General features: G+C 69.2%; 21 protein-coding genes. 11 read left to right on the top strand and 10 right to left on the bottom strand.

Annotated elements, in window-relative coordinates; genetic code table 11:
- The first annotated feature begins 174 nt into the window (after nt 1-174).
- Nucleotides 175-1,794: an HNH endonuclease signature motif containing protein gene (locus tag FHU39_RS04300; protein ID WP_183319221.1), complete on the top strand. Its 1,620-nt coding sequence runs from the start codon at nt 175-177 to the stop codon at nt 1,792-1,794.
- A gap of 209 nt (nt 1,795-2,003) precedes the next feature.
- Here the strand turns inward: FHU39_RS04300 and FHU39_RS04305 are convergent, their stop codons facing one another.
- Nucleotides 2,004-2,552 (bottom strand): DUF402 domain-containing protein, encoded by a 549-nt coding sequence (locus tag FHU39_RS04305; protein ID WP_183319222.1) that lies wholly within the window; start codon nt 2,550-2,552, stop codon nt 2,004-2,006.
- Nucleotides 2,553-2,637: 85 nt separating this feature from the next.
- Here FHU39_RS04305 and FHU39_RS04310 point away from each other — a divergent pair, with 85 nt between their 5' ends.
- Nucleotides 2,638-3,480, top strand: coding sequence for a GNAT family N-acetyltransferase (locus FHU39_RS04310; protein WP_183319223.1), 843 nt, complete (start codon nt 2,638-2,640; stop codon nt 3,478-3,480).
- Between the two features lie 6 nt (nt 3,481-3,486).
- On the opposite strand, the gene FHU39_RS04315 is transcribed toward FHU39_RS04310, so the two are convergent.
- Together FHU39_RS04315 and FHU39_RS04320 are read right to left on the bottom strand one after the other, a co-directional pair.
- Nucleotides 3,487-4,848, bottom strand: coding sequence for a CoA transferase (locus tag FHU39_RS04315; RefSeq protein ID WP_343065736.1), 1,362 nt, complete (start codon nt 4,846-4,848; stop codon nt 3,487-3,489).
- A 4-nt stretch (nt 4,849-4,852) separates the two neighbouring features.
- On the bottom strand, nt 4,853-5,635 hold the full coding sequence (locus tag FHU39_RS04320) for a maleylpyruvate isomerase family mycothiol-dependent enzyme (protein ID WP_183319224.1): 783 nt from the start codon (nt 5,633-5,635) through the stop codon (nt 4,853-4,855).
- A 52-nt stretch (nt 5,636-5,687) separates the two neighbouring features.
- On the opposite strand from FHU39_RS04320, the gene FHU39_RS04325 reads away from it, so the two are divergent.
- On the top strand, nt 5,688-7,346 hold the full coding sequence (locus FHU39_RS04325; protein WP_183319225.1) for an acyl-CoA dehydrogenase family protein: 1,659 nt from the start codon (nt 5,688-5,690) through the stop codon (nt 7,344-7,346).
- 12 nt (nt 7,347-7,358) lie between these two features.
- Here FHU39_RS04325 and FHU39_RS04330 read toward each other — a convergent pair whose 3' ends face one another.
- From FHU39_RS04330 to FHU39_RS04340, 3 genes are read right to left on the bottom strand one after another with little or no spacing between them, the layout of a single operon-like run.
- On the bottom strand, nt 7,359-9,005 hold the full coding sequence (locus FHU39_RS04330; RefSeq protein WP_343065737.1) for a phospholipase C: 1,647 nt from the start codon (nt 9,003-9,005) through the stop codon (nt 7,359-7,361).
- Nucleotides 9,006-9,042: 37 nt separating this feature from the next.
- Complete coding sequence (locus FHU39_RS04335) at nt 9,043-10,290, bottom strand: Dyp-type peroxidase (protein ID WP_183319226.1); 1,248 nt, start codon at nt 10,288-10,290, stop codon at nt 9,043-9,045.
- A complete protein-coding gene (locus FHU39_RS04340) occupies nt 10,283-11,509 on the bottom strand; it encodes an imelysin family protein (protein ID WP_183319227.1) in 1,227 nt (408 codons plus the stop codon). The genes FHU39_RS04335 and FHU39_RS04340 overlap by 8 nt, the downstream gene beginning before the upstream one ends.
- A 216-nt stretch (nt 11,510-11,725) precedes the next feature.
- On the opposite strand from FHU39_RS04340, the gene FHU39_RS04345 reads away from it, so the two are divergent.
- Together FHU39_RS04345 and FHU39_RS04350 are read left to right on the top strand one after the other, a co-directional pair.
- Nucleotides 11,726-13,501, top strand: coding sequence for a proline--tRNA ligase (locus FHU39_RS04345; protein WP_183319228.1), 1,776 nt, complete (start codon nt 11,726-11,728; stop codon nt 13,499-13,501).
- Nucleotides 13,498-14,202 carry an HAD family hydrolase gene (locus FHU39_RS04350; protein ID WP_343065738.1) on the top strand — a complete coding sequence of 235 codons (705 nt, stop codon included), beginning with the start codon at nt 13,498-13,500 and terminating at the stop codon, nt 14,200-14,202. The genes FHU39_RS04345 and FHU39_RS04350 overlap by 4 nt, the downstream gene beginning before the upstream one ends.
- Here the strand turns inward: FHU39_RS04350 and FHU39_RS04355 are convergent.
- Nucleotides 14,158-14,661: a vitamin K epoxide reductase family protein gene (locus FHU39_RS04355; RefSeq protein WP_183319229.1), complete on the bottom strand. Its 504-nt coding sequence runs from the start codon at nt 14,659-14,661 to the stop codon at nt 14,158-14,160. The genes FHU39_RS04350 and FHU39_RS04355 overlap by 45 nt on opposite strands.
- A gap of 3 nt (nt 14,662-14,664) precedes the next feature.
- Complete coding sequence (locus FHU39_RS04360; RefSeq protein WP_183319230.1) at nt 14,665-15,516, bottom strand: DUF929 family protein; 852 nt, start codon at nt 15,514-15,516, stop codon at nt 14,665-14,667.
- A gap of 126 nt (nt 15,517-15,642) precedes the next feature.
- On the opposite strand from FHU39_RS04360, the gene FHU39_RS04365 reads away from it, so the two are divergent.
- Nucleotides 15,643-16,155, top strand: coding sequence for a MauE/DoxX family redox-associated membrane protein (locus FHU39_RS04365; RefSeq protein WP_221185124.1), 513 nt, complete (start codon nt 15,643-15,645; stop codon nt 16,153-16,155).
- 45 nt (nt 16,156-16,200) lie between these two features.
- The gene (locus FHU39_RS04370) at nt 16,201-16,959 is read left to right on the top strand and encodes a DsbA family protein (protein ID WP_183319231.1); all 759 of its coding nucleotides are present in this window, start codon (nt 16,201-16,203) and stop codon (nt 16,957-16,959) included.
- Here the strand turns inward: FHU39_RS04370 and FHU39_RS04375 are convergent, their stop codons facing one another.
- Both FHU39_RS04375 and FHU39_RS04380 read right to left on the bottom strand, forming a co-directional pair.
- Nucleotides 16,960-17,880 carry an aminoglycoside phosphotransferase family protein gene (locus FHU39_RS04375; RefSeq protein WP_183319232.1) on the bottom strand — a complete coding sequence of 307 codons (921 nt, stop codon included), beginning with the start codon at nt 17,878-17,880 and terminating at the stop codon, nt 16,960-16,962.
- Nucleotides 17,877-18,803 (bottom strand): DUF4439 domain-containing protein, encoded by a 927-nt coding sequence (locus FHU39_RS04380; protein WP_183319233.1) that lies wholly within the window; start codon nt 18,801-18,803, stop codon nt 17,877-17,879. Before FHU39_RS04380 ends, FHU39_RS04375 begins: the two co-directional genes overlap by 4 nt.
- Nucleotides 18,804-18,903: 100 nt before the next feature.
- Here FHU39_RS04380 and rimP point away from each other — a divergent pair, with 100 nt between their 5' ends.
- The 4 genes from rimP to infB all read left to right on the top strand — a co-directional run bounded on the left by rimP (nt 18,904) and on the right by infB (nt 23,854).
- The gene (rimP, locus tag FHU39_RS04385; protein ID WP_183319234.1) at nt 18,904-19,443 is read left to right on the top strand and encodes a ribosome maturation factor RimP; all 540 of its coding nucleotides are present in this window, start codon (nt 18,904-18,906) and stop codon (nt 19,441-19,443) included.
- Nucleotides 19,443-20,453 carry a transcription termination factor NusA gene (gene nusA, locus FHU39_RS04390; RefSeq protein ID WP_183319235.1) on the top strand — a complete coding sequence of 337 codons (1,011 nt, stop codon included), beginning with the start codon at nt 19,443-19,445 and terminating at the stop codon, nt 20,451-20,453. The genes rimP and nusA overlap by 1 nt, the downstream gene beginning before the upstream one ends.
- Before the next feature lie 16 nt (nt 20,454-20,469).
- A complete protein-coding gene (locus tag FHU39_RS04395) occupies nt 20,470-20,796 on the top strand; it encodes a YlxR family protein (protein ID WP_183319236.1) in 327 nt (108 codons plus the stop codon).
- 205 nt (nt 20,797-21,001) lie between these two features.
- Nucleotides 21,002-23,854 (top strand): translation initiation factor IF-2, encoded by a 2,853-nt coding sequence (gene infB / locus FHU39_RS04400; protein WP_183319237.1) that lies wholly within the window; start codon nt 21,002-21,004, stop codon nt 23,852-23,854.
- Nucleotides 23,855-23,925 lie beyond the last annotated feature (71 nt).

Raw genomic sequence — 23,925 nt, forward strand, 5'->3', positions numbered from 1 at the left:
GCGTATCGAGGTCGCGTCCCCCGCGCTGGCCGAGTAGACGAGCCCGCAAGGGCGAGCCGTATCGAGGTCCCGCGCGTGCGCACCCGACCCCGCGAACCGATACGTTTCCGGGCAAACGTATCGAAGAAATGTTCGCACAACCTCTGTACTTCCTGAACGTCACCCGATAGAATCATGGCAACGAAAGCACCCAGGGGACAGGGGGATCCGACCGTCATGGCCATCGACTCTCCCCTGCACGTGCCCGACCAGCCAGGTCCGGTACAACCGGATACGACTATCCCGGACGGGTACGACCCGAAGCGGCGGCCGGAGCCCGGTCTGGGGCCCCGCCTCCTGGACCAGGTGACCGCGACCGTCCAAGCGTTGGATGAGTTGCCGGGTGTGTTGGAGCAACTCGGGGACGACCAGGAGGCCGACCTCGTCGGGGTGTTGTTGCGGCTGCAGGCCCGCGCGGGGCAGGTCGCGACGTTGGCGACCGCGAATGCTTTGGACCGGGGCGTGTTGTTGACCTCGGATGCGGCGAACGCGACCCAGTGGGTGACCGGGTGCGCCACCGCTGCCGGGACCAGTATTGAACCGGCTGCGGCGTCCACCATCAGTGTGGTGGCGCAGGCGTGCCGGGACCGGCGCAACCACGTCATCGCCGCGGCGGTGCGGGACGGGTCGTGCACGCTGGGCACCGCGCGGACGGCGTTGCGGCAGACCGCGAAAGTCGCCGAAGTGCTGCCGACCGCGGCCCGGGAGGACATCCAGGCGTGGTTCCTGCAACTGGACCCCGCGTTGGGTGCCCGGGGTGTCACGGAACTGACGCGGCGGATCATCGCCAACTATGCCGCGGACAAACTCTCCGGGGAGGATGCGCACCTGGAGAAGGTGGAGTCGTTGACGTGGCGGACGCTGCCGACCGGGATGATCCGGTTGATCGCCGACTTGTGCCCCGCCAACGCGGCCATCCTGAAGCAGGCGGTCACCGCGTTATCCGCACCCCAACCCGCCACCACCACTGAGGCCGCAACCAGCAGCGCCAGCGCCAGCACCGGCACCAGCGACGACGAGGGCGACGCCGGCGACAGTGACGCCGACGACGGTGCGGGTGAGGCCCCGGGCACGGACCACGACCACGTCGCCGGCGACCGTGGTGGCGACGCCGGTCAGGACGCGGCCCGTCGCGACCCGGCCGGTGCGGCGTTCGGGCTCGACGAACAGCAGCAGTGCTCAGATGGGACGGTGCGGGATGAGCGGACTCCGGGGAAACGGCGGGTGGACGCGCTCATGGACCTGGTCGCTGCGGGCGCGAAAGTCGCCTCCGGGGACGGGATGGGCATCGGGGCCGGTGCCACGGTCCTGGTGACGATGGACCTGCACCGGTTGTTGGGTGACCTGGATGGTGCGGTCACCATCGGCGGGGAGATCCTCGACGCGGGGACTGCCCGGAGGTTGGCGTGTGATGCGGATCTGATCCCGGTGGTGCTTGGCGGTAAGAGTCGCCCCCTGGACGTGGGGCGTGAGAAACGGTTGGTGACCAAGGGGATGCGGGCCGCCGTGGTCTACCGGGACAAAGGATGCACGTTCCCCACCTGTGACCGACCTCCGGGTTTCTGTGAAGTGCACCATGTGCTGCCCTGGTGGGCAGGCGGCAGCACCGCGTTGGACAATTCTGCGATGCTGTGTCGCCGACATCACCAGATCGTGCACCGGCACGGGTACTACGCCACCATCACCAGTGACGGGGTGCAGTGGGACCTGACCGAAGGCGCCATGCCCGGCTGGCGTGCCGACAAGGTCGCCTGACCACCGGTCGGTGCGGGACCTCGATCACGGTCTCGCCTAACGGCTCGCCCTACTCGGCCACCGCTGGTGTGTGCGGGACCTCGATGCGGGCTCCTCACCCTTACTCGGCCACCGCTGAAATCAACGCCGCTGAAATGGCTGGTGCTGAATTGGGTTGCGCGGGGTGATAATTCGGCCACCGCGGAGTTCCTGCGGGGCTCGTCATACCGTCAGGCGAGGTCGCGTAGTGCGGCCAGCCAGCGCCAGCCGGAGTCGTCGAACGGCGCCCGCGCGTCCCGCAGCGCTGTGAAGACGGCGCGGGTGGTGGACTCGGCTCCTTCCACGAGGTCCGGCGGGTAGCCGAACTCCTTCTGATGATCGAGGAACTCGTCCTCGTCGTCCACGTAGATGAAGCCGTTGCGCCGCCGGACGACGTCCAGGTCGAGGTCGATCATCGTCACCCGCCACCCGTGCTCGGTGCGTGACCAGGACGGGGGTGTGGTGGTGTCGACATACACCTGCACCCGCTCCGGGTCCGAGACGTCGTTGAAGGCGGGGGTGAAGCCCGCGTCGGGGAACAGGGAGACGGAGTCGCACTCCATGTCGAAGGCGGCCCCCGGGCGCTCGAAGTGTGTGCCGGTGGGGAAGCCGACCCAGACGCCGTGCTCGTCCACGCCGAGCAGGAGCCCGTCGGCCTGCCAGTGCGGGGTGCCGTCGAATTTGCGGTAATCGGCGTGCACGGGTGTTCCGGGTGCGGCCGATGAGTCTGGATGGGTCATCAGCGCGCACTCTATCGGCGGACCGGGGACGAATCGATCGGTGGAAATCGGTGTGGTGACGCGCGACGGGTGCAAGGCTGTAGCCGTGCTTAGGACGCTCAGCGGCGCACGGTCCCTCGGTCCGGGCGACTTCTCCGCGGCGTTGGACCTGTGCGCGGTCGATCCGCTGGCCAACGTCTTCGTTGCCGCGCGCCTGCTGGAGGGCGGGCCGGCGTTCGCCGGTGCGCTGCTCGGCGTGGACGACGGTCACCGGTTGCGGTCGATGTGTTGGACGTCCGCCAACGTCGTCCCGATCGGTGCGGACGATGCCGCACTGGACTCCTTCGCAACCCGGCTTAGGCGCAAGCGGCGCCGCTGCTCGTCGATCTTCGGCGACGCCGACCAAGTGCTGGGCCTGTGGGCCCGGCTGGAACGTCACTGGGGTGACGCGCGGTCGGTGCGTCGTGACCAGCCCATGATGGCCGTGTCGAGCGTGCCGGCGGCGGGGTCCGGCGCGATCGATCACCGGGTCCGCAGAGCGCGACTCGACGAGGTCGATCAGGTGCTCCCCGCGTCGGCGTCGATGTTCACCGAGGAGATCGGCTACCCACCGTTCGTCGGCTCCGACCGGGACTACCGGCGGATGGTCACGTCGCTGATCAGCGCCGGGCACACCTTCGTGGTCACCGAGGACCACCGGGTGATCTTCAAGGCCGATATCGGGTCCCTCGCGGCCGGTGTTGCGCAGCTGCAGGGCGTCTGGGTCGCGCCGGACCGCCGCGGTCAGGGCCTGGCGACCCCGGCGATGCGGTCGGTGGTCCAGCAGATCATCGAGACGGTCGCGCCGACGGTGACGCTCTACGTCAACTCCTACAACGAGCCCGCACTGCGCACCTACCGCGCCGCGGGTTTCCGCCAGGTGGGGAAGTTCGCAACGGTGATCCTCTAGCCGGGATCAGTCGGAGATCCACCAACCCGGCGGATCCTGCCCGTACCGCCGTGGCGCCGACGGGAAGTCGAGGGGCACGCCGTCGGCGAAGATCGGCGGACGGACGTACTCGAGGTTCCCGTACGGTGACGTGGCCGAGGCCAGCCACAGCGGACACTCCGGACCGTCGAATCCCGGTGTAGCCTCCAGCGCCGGTGCCGGGTGCTGCAGCAGCCAGTCAGCCGTCCGTGCCAGCGCGAGCCGGGCGCTCGCGCCGCCCTCCTGCGGTCGGCGGGCCAGCAGCCGCATCGCCGCCGCTGCCATCAGATAACCGGTGGCGTGGTCGAGCGCCTGCACCGGCAGCGCACCGGGAGCGCCGTCCGCGGCGGCGTAGGTCGTCGCGATGCCGCTGACCGACTGGACGATGCTGTCGAAGCCGCGCTCGGCGCCCCACGGACCCGAGTCACCCCAGGCGGACAACTCGACCAGCACCAGGTGCGGGTGTTCGGCGAGCAGGGTCGGCCGGTCGAGCCCGAACCGCGCCAGCGCACCGGGCCGATAACCGGTGAGTATGACGTCCGCCGTCGCGGCGAGCTGCTGCGCGATCCGCAGCTGCTGCCCGTCGGTGAGGTCGAGCTGCGCCGTCCGCTTGGCGAAACCGGTGTCCAGGTGCTGGTCGAGCAGCTCCGGGCGTGCCGGGTTGTCGATGCGCAGCACGTCCGCACCGAGCGCGCCGAGGAACCGTGCGGCGGTCGGTCCGGCGATCACGCGCGTCAGGTCGAGCACGCGAAAACCGTGCAATGGCAATGATGTCGAGGTTCCCAGTGGCCGACCCGTCCCGGTCGGTGGGTCGACTGCGACGAGTGGCCGGTCGGCGATCGCGGCACGGTGGTGCGGATGGGCGCGCCATACCTCGGGGGTGCGCAGGGCACCTGCGATGCCACCCGCCGAGCGCAGCGTCGCCTCCAGTGTGCTGGCGTCCCACTGCGTCGTGGCCGCGGCAATTGCTGATCGGTCCGCTGCCTGCAGGGTGTCCTTGATGACCTGTGCGTGATGCGGGTAGTTGCCGTGCAGGCGGATCCAGCCGTCCCGGGTCGGGTAGAAACCGGAGACGGCACCCCACTCGTCAACCGGTTCGTCATTGATGCGCAGCCGCCCGATCGACCCGAACGACGCCCCGACCAACCCGCTGGCGACGAACGATCGCCAGGACGAACCGCGTGCAGCAGCAAGCGAATTCGCGGCAGAAGCCGCAGCGGCGACAGCGGCGACCGACAACCCTTCGACGTCGAGCGGGCCGTCCCACCAGCGGCGCGGGCCGCGAACCAGGTCGTCGGTCGCCCAGGGCAGCGGCAGCTTCGGCCAGGCGGGTTCCTGATCTGCGTCCACGGGATCAGCCCCACTCGACGTGCATCTTGTCGCGCCAGAGCGCGAGCGCGTCGACGCCGTCCTGTGCCAGCTCGTCGCCGCGGTTCCACAACCCGAGGTAGACCTGGGCTGCCGTTCCGGAGAGCCGTGCGTCGGGGTGCTGTGACGTGACACCTTCGTCGCAGGTTGCCGGTCCGTCGGACAGCACCAGCGTCCACGAACACCCGGTGTCCGCGGTCTCGATGACGACGGTCAGTGGCGATTCGAGGATCAGTTTCTCCGACCTGCGGGTCGCGAAACCCCGCAGCAGTTCGTCGATCCCGTCGACTGCCACCTGCGCGTCCAGGTCCGCCTCGGCGGCGGTCGGCATCCTGCCGAGCCTCGCGCTCAGTCCGTCGACCGCGTGGATGGTGGTCTCGTGGCACTGCCGGCGGGCCCACGCGAGTTTGGGCGGCGGGGCGTCGTTCAGGAAGAAGAAGCGCTGCAGGTCGTCCGGCGCCGCGGTGAGCTCGTCCGCGAGATCCGTGGCGCCGGTCAGCAACCAGGCACCGGCATCGTCGGCCGCCCGTCCGGCGGCCTCGAAGCGGGTGGTCGCCTCCTCGCTGTTGCCGGAGTTGAGTTCACCGCGCACGATGCCGGCGGCCCAGCGATGCACCATGCCGGTGTGGGCGAGCAGGTCGCGGGTGGTCCAGTCGGGGCAGGTCGGGACCGGCCGGTCGTCCGGCGGGCCGGCGGTCTCGTCGCTCAGCCGGGCGGCCGCGGTCCGTAAGGCGCTGATGTAGTCGTCGAAGTCGAGGCGTGCGGGCATGGGTCGACGGTAGCCGCTGCGGCTTGCCGGGTGCGGTGCAATTATCGAGGGCATGACGGAACTGGCCGATCCCTTCGCACGTGTCCCGGACAATCAACCACCCCCGTTGGTGGGGCACAACACGGTCGAAGGTGACGCGGCGCTGCTCACCGCCGTACGGGCCCAGGCGGGGGATGCCGCCGAGACCGTCATCGACTCGCTGCGAGAGCTGGGGGAGTGCGCCGGCTCGGCGGAGGCACGCGAACACGGCATGCTCGCCAACCGGCACGAGCCGGTGTTCCACCCGGTCGACCGCTTCGGCACCCGGATCGACGAGGTCGAGTTCCACCCCAGCTGGCACTGGATGCTCCAGCGCGGCGTCGGCTTCGGCCTCACCGGTGCGCCGTGGACCTCGTCGGAATCCATGCCGCACGTGCGCCGCGCCGCGGCATACATCGCGTGGAGCGCGGTCGAGCCGGGCCACGGCTGCCCGATGACCATGACGTATGCCGCCGTGCCCGCCCTGCGCGCGGAGGCGACCCTGGCGGAGCAGCTGACGCCCGGATTAGCCTCCACGACCTATGATTTCGGGCTCCGGCCGCTTCCGGGGAAGCACGGGTTGCTGGCCGGCATGGGGATGACCGAGAAGCAGGGCGGCTCCGACGTGCGTACCAACGTGACGGTTGCCGTGCCGGGTCCGGACGGCAGTTACCGGCTCTCCGGGCACAAGTGGTTCACCTCGGCGCCGATGAACGACATCTTCCTGGTGCTCGCGCAGGCACCCGGGGGGCTGAGTTGTTTCGTCGTGCCGCGTGTGCTGCCGGACGGCACCCGCAACGGCCTGCGCATCGTGCGGCTGAAGGACAAGCTGGGCAATCGCTCCAACGCGTCCAGCGAACTGGAGTTCGTGGACGCCCACGCCGAGCGGCTCGGTGACGAGGGAGCCGGCGTCCGGACGATCATCGAGATGGTCGCGGCAACCCGGTTGGACTGCGTCCTGGGCTCCTCGGCGCTGATGCGGCGCAGCCTCGCCGAGGCGATCTGGCACGCGCAGCACCGCAGCGCGTTCGGCGGGCTGCTGGTCGACAAACCGGCGATGCGAAACGTGCTGGCAGACCTTGCAATCGAGTCGGAAGCGGCCACCGCTCTGGGGCTGCGCCTGGCCCGTGCGGTCGAGTCACCGGACGATCCGGCACAGCGTGCCCTGCGGCGGATCGGGCTCCCGCTGGCGAAGTTCTGGGTGTGCAAGCGCACGCCGTTCCACATCGCCGAGGCACTGGAGGTGCTCGGCGGCAACGGCTATGTCGAGGACTCGGGCCTGCCCCTGCTGTTCCGCGAGTCGCCGCTCAACTCCGTGTGGGAGGGCAGCGGCAACGTCAACGCACTGGACGTGCTGCGGGTGCTGCAGAAGCAGCCCGAGGGCGTCGAGGCGTGGCGTGACGAGGTCGAGTCAGCAGGTCTCCCGGAGTTGCACGACGGTGTCACCGAGGTGCTGAAAGCCATTGCCAACCTGTTCGATCCGTCCGACGCCGAGTATGTCGCCCGCTGGCTCGCCGCACGGATGGCGGTGCTGCTCCAGGCGAGCTTGCTGGTCCGGCACTCACCCGGCGCCGTCGCCGACGCGTTCCTGGCCTCGCGGGTGCTCGGCCGGCACGCCGGCGTGTTCGGCACGCTGCCCGCCGGTCTCGACACGGCGGCGATCGTGCGCCGCGCGAGTCCGGCCGGCGGGTAACGGTTGCTCGGCTCAGCGGCCGTGCTGCCTGACCGGCGGGGTGACGCTGGCCACCGAACCGTCCTGGCGCAGCAGCACGGTCGACGCCTCCGGCCGATGGAACGACAGGAGCGACGCGAACGACTTCGCGCGTGCGTCGAACGATCCGTGACCGAGTTGGGGCAGCTTCCAGTTCTGCTCGACGAACTTGATGACCGACGCCTGCTCCAGTTGCTGGTGACCAACCGCGTTCACCTTCGAGTAGGGCGAGATCACCAGGAACGGCAGGCGGGGACCGGGTCCACACCGGTCGTCCTGTGCGCCGCTGCGAGTGACCGGTTCCCTGACCGTGGTGCACATCGGCTCGTTGAGGGAGGTGTCCTTCGCCCCGGTCAGCACCGCAGAGCTCTGGTGGTCGTACCAGCCGTCTGAATCGTCATACGTGACAACGATCGCGGTGCTCTTCCACTCTGGGGACTTCTCGATCGCGTTGATCTCCTTGACCAGGAAGTCCTGCTCGTCGGTGGGGTCCGAGTAGCCCGCGTGCCCGTCCTGGTACTCCGCCGCTTTCACGAAGGACACCGCCGGGAGGGCGCCGCTCGTCAGGCTCTTGTTGAACCAGCTCAGGTCGTACTGGTGGTTCGCCCGGCCGTTGTGGCCGACCTCGGCGAGTGACGTGGGTGCCAGGTGGTGCGGGTTCGACGTCGACTTGTAGTAGGCGAACGGGTTGTGGTGCGGGCTGTAGTCGACCGAGCTGCTGCCGGCGAGGTTCGCGTGCGTGGTCTTGCACTGGGCGAAGGTACCCGCACCGTGGTACGCCGTGCTCGGCGCGAACCCACCTTGGAACCAACCCCAGCTGATACCAGCGGAGTTCAGCTCGTCACCGATGTTCTTGCCGGACATCACGCCGAGGTTGTTGGTCGATGTGTGGTTCGTGTCGGAGCAGTCGTCGTATGCCGGGTCGGGGTCGTTGGTGACCGTGCCGACCCCCTGCGCGTTCGCACCCGACACGACATAGCTGTCCGTTGTCGGAGCGCCGGTCGTCGAGTTGACCGCACGGACGCCATACGTCTGACCGGCCACGAGATTCAGGGCGCCGGGCGTGGACGGGCCGTAGGTGGAGTCGTACATGTTGTCGCTCATCGCGTAGTGCTGCGCGTAGTTCCACATGGCAGTGACCGTGTTGCCGTCGTAGTAGCCCATTGCGAGTCCCGGTGCGCCGAACTCGCCGGTGCAGGTGTCGACGCTGGTGTTCTGGACCACCTGGTCGTTCTTGCCGTTGTTCACGGCCTTCTGCTCCGGCAGGTACGAGTGGTTCTGATCGCAGGTCACCGCCTGATCCGACGAGAGCCGGAACGGCTTGTAGAGATTGGGGTTCGAGCGGATCAGTCCGACGTTCTGCTCGGTGTTCGCCCGCGGTGTGTGGCGGGCCGCCCTGAACTTCGTGCCATCGGTGTTGGTGGCGTTCGGGTACGTGCCGAAGTAGTGGTCGAAGGACACATTCTCGTCGAAGAGCACGACGACGTGCTTGATCGGTGTCGTGGTGCGGGTGTGAGCCCCCGGTCTCGGGTGTGAAGGGCTCGCGGCGTTCGCCGTCGTCTGCATGGCGACGGTCGTGCCTGCCGCGAGCAGCACGGCGCCGGCCGACGCTGCGGCGAGGAGTGCGGACTTCTTCTGCACTGTCGTTTCCTTCCAGGGTGGGGTGATGCAGGGTGTGCTACGCGAGCAGGGCGCTCCCGTAGAAATCCTTGGGATCGCGCACGCCGGGGAGCGCGAAGAAGTAGCCGCCCCCGACCGGCGTGATGTAGTCCACGAGCGGCTCGTCGGCGAGCCGCTTCTGCACGGTGACGAACTGCCGGTCGAGGTCCGCGTTGAACCCGCCGAACATCAGGCCCATGTCCAGGTTGCCGACGGAGTCGACGCCCGCGTCATACGAGTAGGAACGCCGAAGGAACTGTGACGAAGCGGTTTTCGTCGTGCGTGGGTTTGCGAGCCGGATGTGGCTGTCCAGCGGTATGGCGCTGCCGTTCGGGTCATTGGTGTAGTCGGGTGCGGTGTGCTCGGCGCCACCGGTGAGCGGGGCCCCCGAGCCCTTGCGGCGACCGAACATCCGCTCCTGCTCGGAGGTCGACACGCGGTCCCAGAATTCGACGAGCATCCGGATGCGGCGTATGACGTAGTAGCTGCCGCCGGCTGCCCAGGACGGCTCGCCGTCGCCGGCCCACACCAGCGACTCCAGCTGACTGTCGTTCGCCGGGTCCGGACCCGCGATGCCGTCCTTGAAGCCCAGGAGGTTGCGCGGGTGACCCGTCGGGCGTGGGGGAGAGGTGAAACCATCCTGTTTCCAACGGATTTGCATCGACCCGCGGGTGGCTCGGCATACTTCCCGCAGTGCGTTCGTCACGATGTCCCGGTCATGACCCTGGAGGGTGATCAGGACGTCACCGCCGCACCATGCCGGGTCGAGCTGGTCGTTCGGGAAGGTGTCCATCGCCCGCAGTCGCCGCGGCCTGGCAGCCGCCAGACCGAAGGCGTCGGTGAAGACTGCCGGACCCAGGGCCACGACCGATTCGAGTGAACGGGCGGGTGCGCTCGGGCCGAGGAGCCCGGTCCCAGCGGTGTCGGCGATCCCGGGCGACGGTGCCAGGCCGCCCGCGGCAAGCGACCGCAGCGTCGTCGTGAGGGTCTGCAGGAGCCGCGTCAGAGCCTGCTTGCCGGCGAGGGTCAGGTCGAAAGCGACGATGGTCGCTGCCGCGACCGGGTCGCCGAGGATGCCGCTCTGGTGCGCGCCGTGGAAGGGGCGCAACGGGCGTGACGGGTTGCCGTCGCCACGAGTGGACCGCGCCGATCGGCTCGCAGCCGAGGTGGTCGCCACGGCGGCGGTCGCGCTGGTGACAGCGAGGGCTCCCACACCGCCGGTGAGCGCGCCGGCACGCAGCATGGTGCGGCGGTTGAGGTCAGCCATGGTGCGTGCCTCCCGAAGTCGCTGAGGGGCGAGCCGAGTGTGGGGTCCGCGAGGTGACGGCAACCCTCGGTTCGAGCATGGTCGGGATGGGGGTGAGCAGCTCGGCGAGTTGCGCGACGTCGGCGTCGACGAGCCGGTGTCCGGCAGACGCGGCACCTCCTTGCGGTGTCACGGTCCAACCGTGCTGGCTTTGTATGTCGCTGCGCGACTTGGCGATCCACGAGGTGACCGTCGACAGGCCGGGGTAGCGCGGTGCGACGAGCGGTCGCAGCAGGTTCAGCAGTTCTGTCGTGCCGTCCAGTTGTGCGAGGGCGTCGGCGAGTTCGACGTGGGCGCCGTAGTCGTCGTGCCCGGTCAGCGTCTGCTGAAGGGTGTCCTCGGTGATCTCGTGGGTGCGATTGACGATGTCGAGGGGGTCGAACTGGGTGGTGTCCAGCTCGGTGCCGAGCGAGCTCAGGTCCCGTTCGAGTCGGCTGCCGAGGGGGCGCAGCGACGTCGGCGCCTCCCCGTGCCACAGGCCGTACTCGATGCGGAGCAGCCCGGTCCAGCGCGGATCGTGCACGCCGTGCGGGAAGGGGAATGCGGTGCCGGCGATCGCGTCGCCGAGGTCACCGAACGCCGCATACGCGCCGCCCATGGTGTTCCACGTGCGGTTCGCGGTACGCCACGCTGCCCGCGCCGCCGTCCGGTCGCCGCGCCGCAGCGCCGCCGTCAGAGTGCGGGCCTCTCCCTGCAGCACGCCCAGGCGTTTGCGCACCTGCCGCTGATAGGCGATGACGCGAGGCGTCAGGTCGACGGACGTCACCGGAAGAACGCCGGGTGCGCCGGTTGCCCTGCCGGTCACCGTCACCGCCGGCCCGCGCACCGGGTCACCGTCGTTCACCGAGCAGACCAGGTGATAGTGGCCGGCCGACAGCGATGCGGTCAGCACGGCGGTCGTGCCGGGGCCGAGCGGGTCGAGCTCGCCGTACAGCTTCCCGGCCTCGTCCGCGACGTACACCTCCTCGGCGTTGACGTCGGTGTTGCGGACCCGAAGCCGCACCGTGCCGGCGGTGGCGCGGTCCCAGCCGCTGCCGCAGTGGCTGCGGGACGCCTGCACCTCCGGGGACGCGACCGGCCGGGCCCGGTCGGTGGGGTCCAAGTGGCCCGATCCGCATCCCGTCAACCCCAGCAGCGCAACCCCGGCCGCAGCCAGCAGCCCCTTCCTCCGTGATGGCACTCGGCCACCATAGAAAGTGAATGTGTTGAAAATGTCTGTGTTCGAACGATGTTCAGCGAGCGTCGCGGTCTGTTCATTGTCCCGTTGTCGAACTCCCAGCTTCCTGTCAGTTATCGCGACCGCGTCGGCAGCCGATGCGTTCGGCAGCGGCAGGTGACGCCGGATATCCTGCGGTGTCTGCCAAGAAACTCATCCGAAGCATCTGAAGGAGCCCCCGTGGCACTGCGTATGTCGACCCTGTTCCTGCGGACCCTGCGCGAGGACCCGGCCGATGCGGAGCTGCCGGGCCACAAACTGCTGGTCCGCGCCGGCTACATCCGCCGCGTCGCTCCGGGCATCTACACCTGGCTGCCGCTCGGTATGCAGGTGCTGGCCAAGGTCGAGAACATCGTCCGTGAGGAGATGCAGCGGATCGGCAGCCAGGAGGTGAAGTTCCCCGCTCTGCTGCCCCGCGAGCCCTACGACGCGACAGGCCGCTGGGACGAGTACGGCGACCTGCTCTTCCGGCTCAAGGACCGCAAGGACGCCGACATGCTCCTCGGCCCGACACACGAGGAGATGTTCTGTCTGACGGTCAAGGACATGTACTCGTCATACAAAGACCTGCCGCTCGCGCTCTTCCAGATCCAGAACAAGTACCGCGACGAGGCTCGCCCGCGCGCCGGGATCCTGCGCGGCCGCGAGTTCATCATGAAGGACTCCTACTCCTTCGACATCGACGCCGCCGGGCTGCAGAAGGCGTATGACGCGCACCGTGAGGCCTACATCCGGATGTTCAACCGGCTCGGCTTCGAATACGTCATCGTCAAGGCCGACTCCGGCGCGATGGGCGGCTCGGCCTCCGAGGAGTTCCTTGCGGTCAGCCCGCACGGCGAGGACACCTTCGTGCGCGACGACAGCGGGTATGCCGCCAACGTGGAGGCCGTCGAGGTCCCGCAGGCGCCCGAGGTCGAGGTGACGGCCGGTCCCGCGCACGTCGAGCCGACGCCCGACACACCGACCATCGACACCTTGGTGGCTGCGCTCAACAAGGACCACCCGCGCGACGACGGCCGCGAGTGGACCGCTGCCGACACCCTCAAGAACGTCATTGTGATGCTGGTGCACCCCGACGGCACGCGCGAACCGCTCGCCATCGGACTGCCCGGCGACCGCGAGGTCGACGCCAAGCGGCTGGAGGTCAAGGTCGCACCCGCCGAGGTGGATGCGTTCGAGGAGAAGGACTTCGCGGCGAACCCGACGCTGAGCAAGGGTTACATCGGCCCCGGAGTGCTGGGGGAGGAGAAGGCCAGCGGCATCCGCTACCTGCTCGACCCGTCCGTCGCGGTCGGCTCCGCGTGGGTCACGGGTGCCGACAAGCACGGCCACCACGTCATCGACCTGGTCCACGGCCGTGACTTCACCGCCGACGGCACGATCCAGGCCGCCGAGATCCGTGAGGGCGACGCGTCGCCGACCGGCCACGGCACGCTGAAGCTGGCGCGCGGCATCGAGATGGGCCACATCTTCCAGTTGGGCACGAAGTACGCCGAGGCGCTCGGCCTGAAGGTGCTCGACGAGAACGGCAAGCGGGTCACCGTCACCATGGGCTCCTACGGGGTCGGCGTCACCCGCGCGGTCGGTGCGATCGCCGAGGACAACCTGGACGACCTGGGCCTGATCTGGCCCCGCAACGTGGCGCCCGCCGACGTTCACGTCGTCGCGACCGGCAAGGACGAAGCGGTGTTCGTCAAGGCCGAGGAGATCGTCCGCGAACTCGAGGCCGCCGGGGTCGAGGTGCTCTTCGACGACCGCCGCAAGGTGTCACCCGGTGTGAAGTTCAAGGACTCCGAACTCATCGGCGTCCCCACGATCCTCGTCGTCGGCAAGGGTCTCGCGGACGGCAAGGTCGAGCTGAAGGACCGCCGCTCCGGGGAACGGCGGGACGTCGCGCTCGCGGAGGTCGTCGCCGAGGTCACCCGCGAGATCACCGAGGAGCCGGCAACCCTGTGAGCCGCGTCGAAGCCGTCATCTTCGACTGGGGCGGCACGCTGACGCCCTGGCACGACATCGACTTCGATGCCGAGGCGATGTCGTATGCCGCCGCGTACGGCGAGCCGGCGCTGGCGGCGCGCCTGCTCGACGCGACCGGGACCGCCTGGGCAACGTCCCGTGAGCAGCACACGAGCGCCCGGCTGGAGGACATCCTGGCCGCGGTCGGGGTCGATGTCGCAAGTGAGCGGCACCGGGCCGGCCTGGCGGCATACCGCGACTACTGGGCGCCGCACACGCACACCGACCCGCAGGTCGAGCGACTGTGGAAAGGCTTGCGCGACAGCGGGATCCGTGTCGGCGTCCTGTCCAACACGATCTGGGACCGCGACTACCACCGCGGTCTCTTCGACCGCGACGGTGTGCTCGACCTGATCGACGGCGACGTCTACTCCAGTGAGATCGCCTGGACCAAGCCGCACGCGGAGGCGTTCCTGGCGGCCGCCACGGCGGTCGGTGCCGAGCCGGCCGACTGTGTGTATGTCGGGGACCGGCTCTTCGAGGACGTGCACGGTCCGCAGCAGGTGGGTATGCGCGCGATCTGGATCCCGCACTCGGTGCTCCCGGAGGCGCAGGTCGTCGCCACCGAGGCGCAGCCCGACGCGGTCGCCCAGGAGCTACTCGACGTGCTGCGCGTCGTCCGCGGCTGGGTCGGCGACTGACAGGTCATCGGCCGGCACACGCAGGATCTGCCCGAACAGCAGCGTGAAGAACAGTACGAACGTGATGACGTGAACACCGGTGCACCACAAGCAGATCGCGTGGATCTTCAGGAATTCCGCCCACAGCAGGTAGAAGACCATCAGGAGTCCGACGCCGGCCGCGCCGATGCGGATCGCGTCCAGCGTGGACGTCGTCCGGCGCCATACCGGAGGCAGGCACAGGGCCGTCATACCGACGAAGAAGAGCAGACCCAGCAGCGCCACCGGCACCCCGGCGATCGACGACCACTGGCTGGTCGTCACCTTGGCGCAGTCGATCGCACCGCTGTCGGAGCAGGCGAGCGAGGTCGACCCGCTGTAGTGCTCGAAGGTCAGGTAGGCCGCATCGGCCAGCCCCAGGACGCTCAACACGAGCGTGGTGGGAGCCAGCCAGCGCGGATGCCGTAGTTGCAGGGGCATACGTCAGACCCCCGAGGCCGCCTGGATGACACCCTTCGAGGCGCACACGGCGGCCGGCTTCCCCTTCGTCAGGTCGCACAGGTGCGCGGTGATGACATTGGCGGCGCCGAGGATCCCCTTCGCCTCGGTGGAGGTGGGGTCCTTCAGCTTGGCCGCGACGTCGGCCCCCGACACGTTCTGCATGTAGCTCGCGCCCTGGAAGGTCGCGCCCACGGAGACGGCCTTGTTGCCGTAGTCGATGAACGGAATCGAGCCGCCGCTGTCGTACTTGCTGAACAGCGCCGTGGACGCCTTGTCCGGGGTCTGCAGTTTGTTGCCGGCGCGGTCGGCCATCTCGTAGGTGGTGAAGGTGAGGTACTTGCTGGTGTATTTCGCGTGCAGGTAGGTCAGGGTGGGGATGTTGGCCGGGTTGTCGTTCGCGGTCGACACGGCGGACTTCAGGCCGGTGAAGGTGCCGAAGCGGGACAACGCGGCGGTGAGCGCCCAGCGCTCCATGCCGCAGTACGGGCAGAACTCCGCACCCATGTAGAGCACCTCGGGTTTGCCGGCCTTGGTGAGGGCGGCCCCGTTGATCGCCTTCGGCGCGGTGCTCGCGGAGCCGTGGCCCACCGCGTCATACGTCGTCGTCGGGATGGTCAGCAGGGCGTCGATGTATGCCGCGTCGCTCGCGGCGGAGACGGCCTTCTTGTTGTCCGAGTCGGCCTTCTTCTGGCCGACGATGAAGAAGATCGCGACGGCGGCGAGCACGATGACGACGGCGCCCGAGGTGATGGCGAGCAGCTTCTTCTGGCGGGCGGCCCGGGCCTGCTGAGCCTGCAGGGCGGCGAGCTTCTCGCGGCCGGTCGGTGATGCCATGAGTGTGTGCGGACCTTTCGGGTGGTCGGAGCGCGCGTATGCCGGAACAAGCCCTCCGGGGTTCCCGGACGGATTCACCCCACAACGGGCGCGGCGCCGACAGACTAGTCGTTTACCCTGTCGGGCGTGGCAGAGCAGATCGACTCGGCGTCCCCCGGCGTGGCGACACGCGTCCCCTGGCAGCAGCACCCGGCGATGGAGTGGATCGGCCTGGCAGCCCGCCTCATCCTCGGCGTGACCTACCTGGTGGCCGGGATCCTCAAGGCGCGGCAGCTCGAGGTGACCCAGATGGACACCCGGGCGTTCCGCATCCTGCCGTACGACCTGGCGAACATCTGGGGGGCGGTGATGCCGTTCGTCGAGATCATCTTCGGGCTGCTGCTCATCGCCGGCCTGATGACCCGGATGACGGCGGTCCTCGGCGGACTGCTGATGATCGCCTTCATCATCGGCATCAGCTCGGTGTGGGCGCGCGGGATCGTCATCCAGTGCGGCTGCTTCGGCAACAGCGGAAAGCTGCCGACCACGGCGGCATACAAGTGGGACATCCTGCGTGACGTGGGGCTGCTGCTCTGTGCCGCCTGGCTGGTCGTCTGGCCACGCACCAGGCTCAGCGCCGACCGCGCGCTCTGGGGCTGACACCCACGGTCATTGCAAACGCAACTATCCAGTTAAGGTGACTTCATGCCACGCCCTGACGCATCGCAAAGACTCGCGGCCACCAAACCGAAGGACGGACCCTCGAGGGGACTGATCGGTGGCATCATCGCGGCCGTCATCGTCGTGATCGTGGTGGTCGCGGTCTTCGTGACCCAGGCGAACAAGTCGGGTTCCTACTCCGGGCCGGTGCCCACCGGCGGCACCAGCGACGCGAAGGGCCTGCGCGCCTACCCGTCGGTGAAGCTGAAGTCGAACGCGCCGACGGTGGACATCTACGAGGACTTCCAGTGCCCGATCTGTAAGGAGCTGGAGGACGCCAACGGCACGAAGATCCTCGCCGACGCCAAGTCCGGCAAGATCAAGCTGGTCTGGCACCTGGTGACGTTCCTGGAGCAGAACAACAACAACGCACCGTCCTCGACGATCGCGGCGAACGGGCTCTACTGCGCCGCGGACGAGGGCAAGGGTGCCGAGTACCACAAGGCGAACTTCGCCGGGCAGCCCCAGGAGGGCGTCGGCTACACCATCGCCAACATCAAGAAGTTCGGCAAGCAGGCCGGGATCACCGGCGCCAAGCTGACGAAGTTCAACACCTGCGTCGACAAGCGCACGTACGGCAAGTACGTCAAGGCGACGGCCGACAACGCGGGCAAGGACGGCGTCACCTCGACGCCGACGGTCCTCATCAACGGCAAGGAAGTCAAGGCCGGCAGCGCCGACTACGGCAACCTGCTGCAGACCAAGAACAGCTGGGACAAGATCCTCGCCAAGTACACGAAGTGATCACTCGGTCATAGCTTTGGCGACGGTGATCCACTGGGACAGCTCGGTCTGACCCGGGTGCGGCTCCTGCGCCTCCCACAGGGCGTTGGTCACCAGCCGCACGAGGCTCCAGGCGAGGGCTCGGTCCTCGTCGATACCGGCCGCCTCGGCGACAACGCCGAGCCGCAGTCGCAGGTGCGCGCGCAGGTTGTCTGCGCGCGTCGCCTCGGTCCAGCGGTTCCACAGCAGCGGCGCGACCGCGAAGGCCCACTCACCCGAGAGCGGCTTCGGATCGATCGCCAGCCACGGCTCGCGCTCGCCGGCCAGCACGTTCTCGAAGTGCAGGTCCTGGTGGACCAGCCGCCCGTCGCAGCCGTCGCGCAACCCCTCCAGGGTGCTCGCTGCCTGCTCGGTGAGTCGCCGTGGCACGAGCGGTGATCCGTTGCGGCATAAGGGGATCCACCGGTCGATCTCGTCGCTGAGTCGGGTGAACTGCGGTGTGGCGGGACGGTCGAGGCGGCGCATGAGGCCGCCGATCACCTCGCACGCCTCCAGCAGGTTCACGTCGTTCAGGTTGCGGTCGTGCTGCAACGGCTCGAGCAGCATGGCCCAGTGCGACGGGTCGGCCGCGAGCAACCGGACCGCGCCGCGACCCGCCCAGTGCTGCAGCGCGAGGTGCTCCAGGCGCGCCTCCTCGTGCGGCCAGGAGATCTTCAGCACCACCGGCTCGCCGGCGCGGTGGCACGGTATGACGACCGCGCAGACCCCGTGCCAGACCGGGCCGTCGGCCCGCAGATCCCACGCGTCGGCACACTCGGCGGTCCAGTGCGGCAACCGGGCGAGCCAGTCGTCGCCGCTGAGTTCCGGCTCGGCCGGGCGCCCCTGCACCCACTCCCGGAAATCGGTCGGGACGGCCGTTGCGAAGTCGTGCAGATCAGTCACTGCAGGCCCGGGAACGGTCTCGGGGTCGTATCCCACCGCCACAGCTGCGCGGTGGCGGTCACCCACAGGTCGGTCAGTCCGATGAACGAGCCCCGGTCGCCGCGCGTCGCCGCGACCTGCCCGGCGCAGGCGTCGACCAGGTCACCGAGCACCAGGTGCGCGAGCTTCGTGCGCCTGGCGTCGCTCGTCGGCTGCACCGGCAGGGTGTAGCCGTCCGGCTGGGCGGGTGCGTCGGCGCCCAGGGCGGCCTCCCACGCGGCCCGCGTCGGGCGCAAGGCGGTCAGCGTTGCCTGGGCCCTCTTCCGGGAGTCGAGCGGGGTCTTGGCGACGATGACCTCGAAGGCGTAGATCGCCGCCTGCAGGGCCGGCAGGATCGCGGTGGGTACTGCGGCCGGACTCGGCACCGTCCCGCCGGCCGGCTTCGCGGGCCTGCCCAGCAGTTGCGCCGCCGCACCGTGGGTCACGCCGATCGCGGCGGCCATCGGCAGGTTGCGGGCCGTCAGGCCTGCGAGTGAGCCGATGTCCGTGGCGGTCTGCTGCTCGAACGTCGCGAGTGGCATCGGTTCGGTGTCCGAGACGATGCCGCTGCCCGTGCCGGTCCGGCGTCGTGGGGCCGGCGTCATACCTTGCGTCGCCATCACCTTCGTCAGGCGGGTGCGCTGCTTCTTGTGCATCGTCCCCAGGCGCGGCGCCCAGCTCGCATCGTCGTAGTGCGCGCACATGATCGCCGCGGAGACGTCGGTCAGCACCTTGCGCAGCACCGCCTGATCGGCGGGCGGAGCCTGGGTCTTGATGCCTGGGATCTTCGGCGCGTCCTTCTCGAGTCGTATGCCGCAACCGGTCAGCCCGAGGACCGAACCCGTGAGCGCGACCGCCAGCACGGCGCGCCGCGGCGGGCGCGCGTGCTGCTCGGGGCGGGACATGGTCGCCATCCTCGCACGGCGGGGCCGCGAAATTCCTGGGGCCAGCTACCTCCGGGTATGGTGAGACCTCCCACTCGAGAACAGCAGGAGCAGGCGAAGAATGACCGCGAACCAGTCCGCCCGCACCGAGCGCATCGCCGCGGACCTCGCCGAGGTGCTCGCCCCGCTGGATCTCGTTCTGGAGGACCTCACCGTGATGCCGGCGGGCAAGCGTCGCCTGGTGCGGGTGCTCGTCGACCGCGTGCTGCCGGACGGCGGCGAGCCGACGGACGTCATACCCCCACTCGATCTCGACCAGGTCGCGGACATCACCCGCGTGATCAGTGACCGGCTCGACGAGACGGATGCCATGGGGGAGCAGCCCTACGTGCTGGAGGTGAGTTCACCCGGCACCGACCGCCCGCTGACCCTGCCCCGCCACTTCCGGCGCAATGTCGGGCGGCTGGTCGAGGTGACCGCGCCCGAGCAGGCACCGGTCACCGGTCGCATCACCCGCGCCGACGAGACGGGCTTCACGATCACCGTCACCGGCGCGAAGGGCGCCACGACCGAGCAGTCCTATCTGTATGACGAGGGCCTGCGCGGCGCCGTGCAGGTCGAGTTCAACCGCAGCAGCGATTCAGAAGGAGACGACCACTGATGGACATCGACATGGCCGCGTTGCGGGCGCTGGAGCGCGAGCGGGACATCCCGATGGACGTGATCGTGCCCGCCATCGAGCAGGCGCTGCTGACGGCATACCACCGGGAGGACGGCACCTACCGCACCGCGCGTGTCGAACTCGACCGCAAGACGGGGCACGTGGTGGTGTGGGCGCGCGAGGAGGCGCCCGTCGACGAGGAGGGCAACCGTGGCGAGCCGGGTCCCGAGTTCGACGACACGCCCACCGATTTCGGCCGGGTCGCGGCGGCGACCGCACGGCAGGTCATCGTGCAGCGCATGCGCGACGTCGAGGACGAGGCGATCCTGGGCGACTTCCGGGGCCGCGAGGGAGACGTCGTCGCCGGGGTCATCCAACAATCCAGCGACCCGCACAACGTGCACGTCGACTTCGGCACCGTGGAGGGACTGCTGCCGTCGGCCGAACAGGTGCCGGGGGAGCGTTACGTGCACGGCGAGCGGCTGCGTTCGTATGTCGTGAGCGTGAAGCGCGGCCCCAAGGGCCCGCAGATCATGCTGTCGCGCAAGCACCCCAACCTGGTCCGCAAGCTGTTCGCCCTGGAGGTCCCCGAGATCGCCGACGGCACCGTGGAGATCTCCGCGCTGGCCCGTGAGGCGGGTCATCGCAGCAAGATCGCGGTGCACGCCAAGCACCAGGGTGTCAACGCCAAGGGCGCCTGCATCGGCCCGATGGGCTCGCGCGTGCGTGCGGTCATGACCGAGTTGCGCGGCGAGAAGATCGACATCGTGGACTTCTCCGACGACCCGGCGCAGTTCATCGCCGCGGCGTTGTCGCCCTCCCGGGTCGAATCGGTGGAGATCGTCGACGACCGCGCGCGGTCCGCGCGCGTCATCGTGCCCGACTTCCAGTTGAGCCTGGCGATCGGCAAGGAGGGGCAGAACGCCCGGCTCGCGGCGAAGCTGACCGGGTGGCGCATCGACATCCGCCCGGACACCGTCGCACCCGGCGATTCCGAGACGGCCGACTGACTGCGGTAGGCTGGTGATGAGCGGTCGCACGCGAGGCCGCCGCAATCCATCCGTCTCCACGACCCGGCACGCCGGGTTGCGGACCTGTGTGGGCTGCCGGGCTCGCGACGAACGATCAGCATTGCTGCGGGTGGTCGCACTCGCGGGGAATGACGCGGCGCACGACGATGTTGCGGGGCTCGTCCCCGATGAGCGCGGTCGGCTGCCGGGCCGAGGGGCCTGGCTGCATCCCCGACCGGACTGCCTTGACCTGGCAGACCAGCGGCGAGCCTTTCCGCGCGCGTTGCGGATCACCCACAAGGTGGATCTCACGCGGTTGCGGGACTGGATCGAGCAGCGATGACACGCGGCATACACCGGTATGACGAGTGAACTGTGGCAGGAGCGGCGACGTTCCTGCCGGAAGCAAACGACCGAAGGCGGGTTTTGACGCTGATGAGCACCCGATGAGTACTCAGCGATGAAGCACCCATAACTGGCGGTTTCGTGCTGCCCGGCCACCTGGCCGGCGCGGACCCGGACCGCCGCAAATTCCGACAAGGAGAAGTGTGGCTAAGGTTCGGGTTCACGAGCTCGCGAAAGAGCTCGGAATGCCAAGCAAGGATCTGCTTGCCTACCTGAAGGAGCAGGGCGAGTTCGTCAAGACGGCGAGCTCGACCATCGAGGCTCCGGTAGTGCGCAAGATCAAGGAGAACCCTCCCGCCGGCGCGAAGGCCGGCGGTGGGTCGACGGATTCCAGGGCAACGGCGAAGAAGGCGGCACCGACGCCGCCCACCGCCCAGAAGTCCAGTTCCACGACGACGACCCCGGCACCAGCGCCGGGACCGAAGGCGCCGGTCGGCCGGACCGCGCCCAAGCCCGGCCCGAAGGCGGCCCCCCAGCCGACGAGCGCCCCGGAAGCACCGGCTGCGAAGCAGGCTGCTCCGGCGCCCGCTCCGGCCCCGGCTCCCGCGGCCAAGCCGGCAACACCCGCACCGGCACCGGCACCGGCGCCGGCCGCTCGCAGGAGTGGCCCGCGTCCTGCGGCGCCGGGTCCGCGTCCGGGTCAGGGTGGTGCGGCACGCTCCGGCGGGCAGCGTGGCGGTGCACCGCGTCCGGGCGCACCCCGGCCGGGCAACAACCCGTTCTCGTCCAGCCAGGGCATGCGGTCCGGTGGACCGGCGCGCCCGGGCAACAACCCCTTCGCGCCCAGCCAGGGTATGCCGCGTCCGGCCTCCGGTCGGGGCGGCAACGCCGCCGGTGCCGGCGGCCCCCGTCCGGGTGCTCCGCGCCCCGGCGGCCCGCGCCCGGCTGCCCCGCGTCCCGGCGCACCACGCCCCAACCCGGGCATGATGCCGGATCGCGCCGCGGTGCGTCCCGGTGAGCGCCCGGCACGTGGTCGTGGCGGCCCCGGCGGCGGTGCTGGTGGCGGCGGTCCGCGCGGCGGGTTCGGCGGTCGCCCCGGTGGCGGCGGCCGTGGCCCGGGTGGTCGCGGTGGCACGCAGGGTGCGTTCGGACGAGGCGGCGGAAAGGTCCGCGGCCGCAAGTCCAAGCGCGCGAAGCGTCAAGAGTTCGAGCAGATGCAAGCACCCACCATCGGTGGCGTGCAGGTCCCGCGCGGTGACGGTTCGACCGTCGTGCGGATGCGGCGCGGTGCGTCGCTGACCGACTTCGCCGACCGCATCGATGCCAACCCGGCATCGCTGGTGACGGTGCTCTTCCACCTCGGCGAGATGGCCACGGCCACCCAGTCGCTGGACGAGGACACCTTCCAGTTGCTCGGTTCCGAGCTGGGCTACGACATCCAGATCGTCTCCCCGGAGGACGAGGAGAAGGAGCTGTTCAACTCCTTCAACATCGACCTCGAGGCGGAGGAGGACGAGGAGGACCTGCAGCCGCGGCCGCCGGTCGTGACCGTCATGGGTCACGTCGATCACGGTAAGACCCGCCTGCTGGACGCGATCCGGCACGCCGACGTGCAGTCCGGCGAGGCCGGTGGCATCACCCAGCACATCGGTGCCTACCAGGTCCACGTCGAGCACGAGGGATCCGACCGCGCGATCACCTTCATCGACACCCCGGGTCACGAGGCGTTCACCGCCATGCGTGCTCGTGGTGCGAAGGTCACCGACATCGCGATCCTGGTCGTCGCGGCCGATGACGGCGTGATGCCGCAGACGGTGGAGGCGCTCAACCACGCGCAGGCCGCCGACCTGCCGATTGTCGTCGCGGTCAACAAGATCGACGTCGAGGGCGCCAACCCGGACAAGGTGCGTCAGCAGCTGACCGAGTACAACCTGATCGCCGAGGAGTACGGCGGCGACACGATGTTCGTCGAGGTCTCGGCCAAGCAGGGCCAGAACATCGACGGTCTGTTGGAGGCGGTGCTGCTCACCGCCGACGCCGCACTGGATCTGCGCGCCAACCCCGACCGTGACGCCCAGGGTGTCGCGATCGAGGCCAACCTGGACCGCGGTCGCGGTGCGGTGGCCACGGTGCTGGTGCAGCAGGGCACGCTGCGTATCGGTGACGGCATCGTCGCCGGCACGGCCCACGGTCGTGTCCGCGCGATGCTCGACGAGCACGGCAACAACGTCGAAGAGGCGTTGCCGTCGCGTCCCGTGCAGGTCATGGGTCTGGCGTCGGTGCCGCGTGCGGGTGACACCTTCGTGGTGGCGCCGGACGACCGGACCGCCCGTCAGATCGCCGAGAAGCGGGAGGCCGCCGACCGGCAGGCCGCGCTGGCCAAGGTCCGCAAGCGGATCAGCCTGGAGGACCTCAACCAGCAGCTCGAGGCCGGCAAGATCGAGACCCTCAACCTCATCCTCAAGGGTGACGTGTCCGGTTCGGTCGAGGCCCTCGAGGACGCGCTGCTGCAGATCAACGTCGGCGACGACGTCGACCTGCGGATCATCGACCGCGGCGTCGGTGCCATCACGATGAACAACATCAACCTTGCGGTCGCCTCGGACGCGGTGATCATCGGCTTCAACGTGCGGGCCGAGGGTCAGAACGCCGAGTATGCCGACAAGGAGGGCGTCGAGATCCGCTACTACTCGGTGATCTACCAGGCCATCGAGGAGATCGAGCAGGCGCTGAAGGGCATGCTCAAGCCGGAGTTCGAGGAGGTCGAGCTCGGCACCGCGGAGATCCGCGAGATCTTCCGGTCCAGCAAGTTCGGCAACATCGCCGGTTCGATCGTCAAGTCCGGCGAGATCAAGCGCGGCTCGAAGGCGCGGATCACCCGCGACGGCAAGGTCGTGTCCGAGAACGTCGAGGTCGCCGGTCTGCGGCGCTTCAAGGATGACGTCACCGAGGTCCGCGAGGGCTTCGAGTGCGGTATCAACCTCGGCTCGTTCAACGACCTGCAGCTCGGGGACCTGATCGCCACCTACGAGATGCGCGAGAAGTCCCGCGACTAACGCCGAGAGGCTCAGACAACGCCGAGAGGCTCAGAAGATCGCCGTGAAATACCGCGATTTGCTGGGCCTCT

This window comes from Flexivirga oryzae, from assembly GCF_014190805.1.
Classification (GTDB): domain Bacteria; phylum Actinomycetota; class Actinomycetes; order Actinomycetales; family Dermatophilaceae; genus Flexivirga; species Flexivirga oryzae.

What these genes read in the sequence shown, in the direction of transcription:
- FHU39_RS04300 (WP_183319221.1), top strand. Translation starts at nt 175, where the DNA reads ATGGCAACGAAAGCACCCAGGGGACAGGGGGATCCGACCGTCATGGCC.
- FHU39_RS04305 (WP_183319222.1), bottom strand. Translation starts at nt 2,552, where the DNA reads ATGACCCATCCAGACTCATCGGCCGCACCCGGAACACCCGTGCACGCC.
- FHU39_RS04395 (WP_183319236.1), top strand. Translation starts at nt 20,470, where the DNA reads ATGAGCGGTCGCACGCGAGGCCGCCGCAATCCATCCGTCTCCACGACC.
- rimP (WP_183319234.1), top strand. Translation starts at nt 18,904, where the DNA reads ATGACCGCGAACCAGTCCGCCCGCACCGAGCGCATCGCCGCGGACCTC.
- FHU39_RS04335 (WP_183319226.1), bottom strand. Translation starts at nt 10,290, where the DNA reads ATGGCTGACCTCAACCGCCGCACCATGCTGCGTGCCGGCGCGCTCACC.
- FHU39_RS04370 (WP_183319231.1), top strand. Translation starts at nt 16,201, where the DNA reads ATGCCACGCCCTGACGCATCGCAAAGACTCGCGGCCACCAAACCGAAG.
- FHU39_RS04320 (WP_183319224.1), bottom strand. Translation starts at nt 5,635, where the DNA reads ATGCCCGCACGCCTCGACTTCGACGACTACATCAGCGCCTTACGGACC.
- FHU39_RS04380 (WP_183319233.1), bottom strand. Translation starts at nt 18,803, where the DNA reads ATGTCCCGCCCCGAGCAGCACGCGCGCCCGCCGCGGCGCGCCGTGCTG.
- FHU39_RS04325 (WP_183319225.1), top strand. Translation starts at nt 5,688, where the DNA reads ATGACGGAACTGGCCGATCCCTTCGCACGTGTCCCGGACAATCAACCA.
- nusA (WP_183319235.1), top strand. Translation starts at nt 19,443, where the DNA reads ATGGACATCGACATGGCCGCGTTGCGGGCGCTGGAGCGCGAGCGGGAC.
- FHU39_RS04355 (WP_183319229.1), bottom strand. Translation starts at nt 14,661, where the DNA reads ATGCCCCTGCAACTACGGCATCCGCGCTGGCTGGCTCCCACCACGCTC.
- FHU39_RS04360 (WP_183319230.1), bottom strand. Translation starts at nt 15,516, where the DNA reads ATGGCATCACCGACCGGCCGCGAGAAGCTCGCCGCCCTGCAGGCTCAG.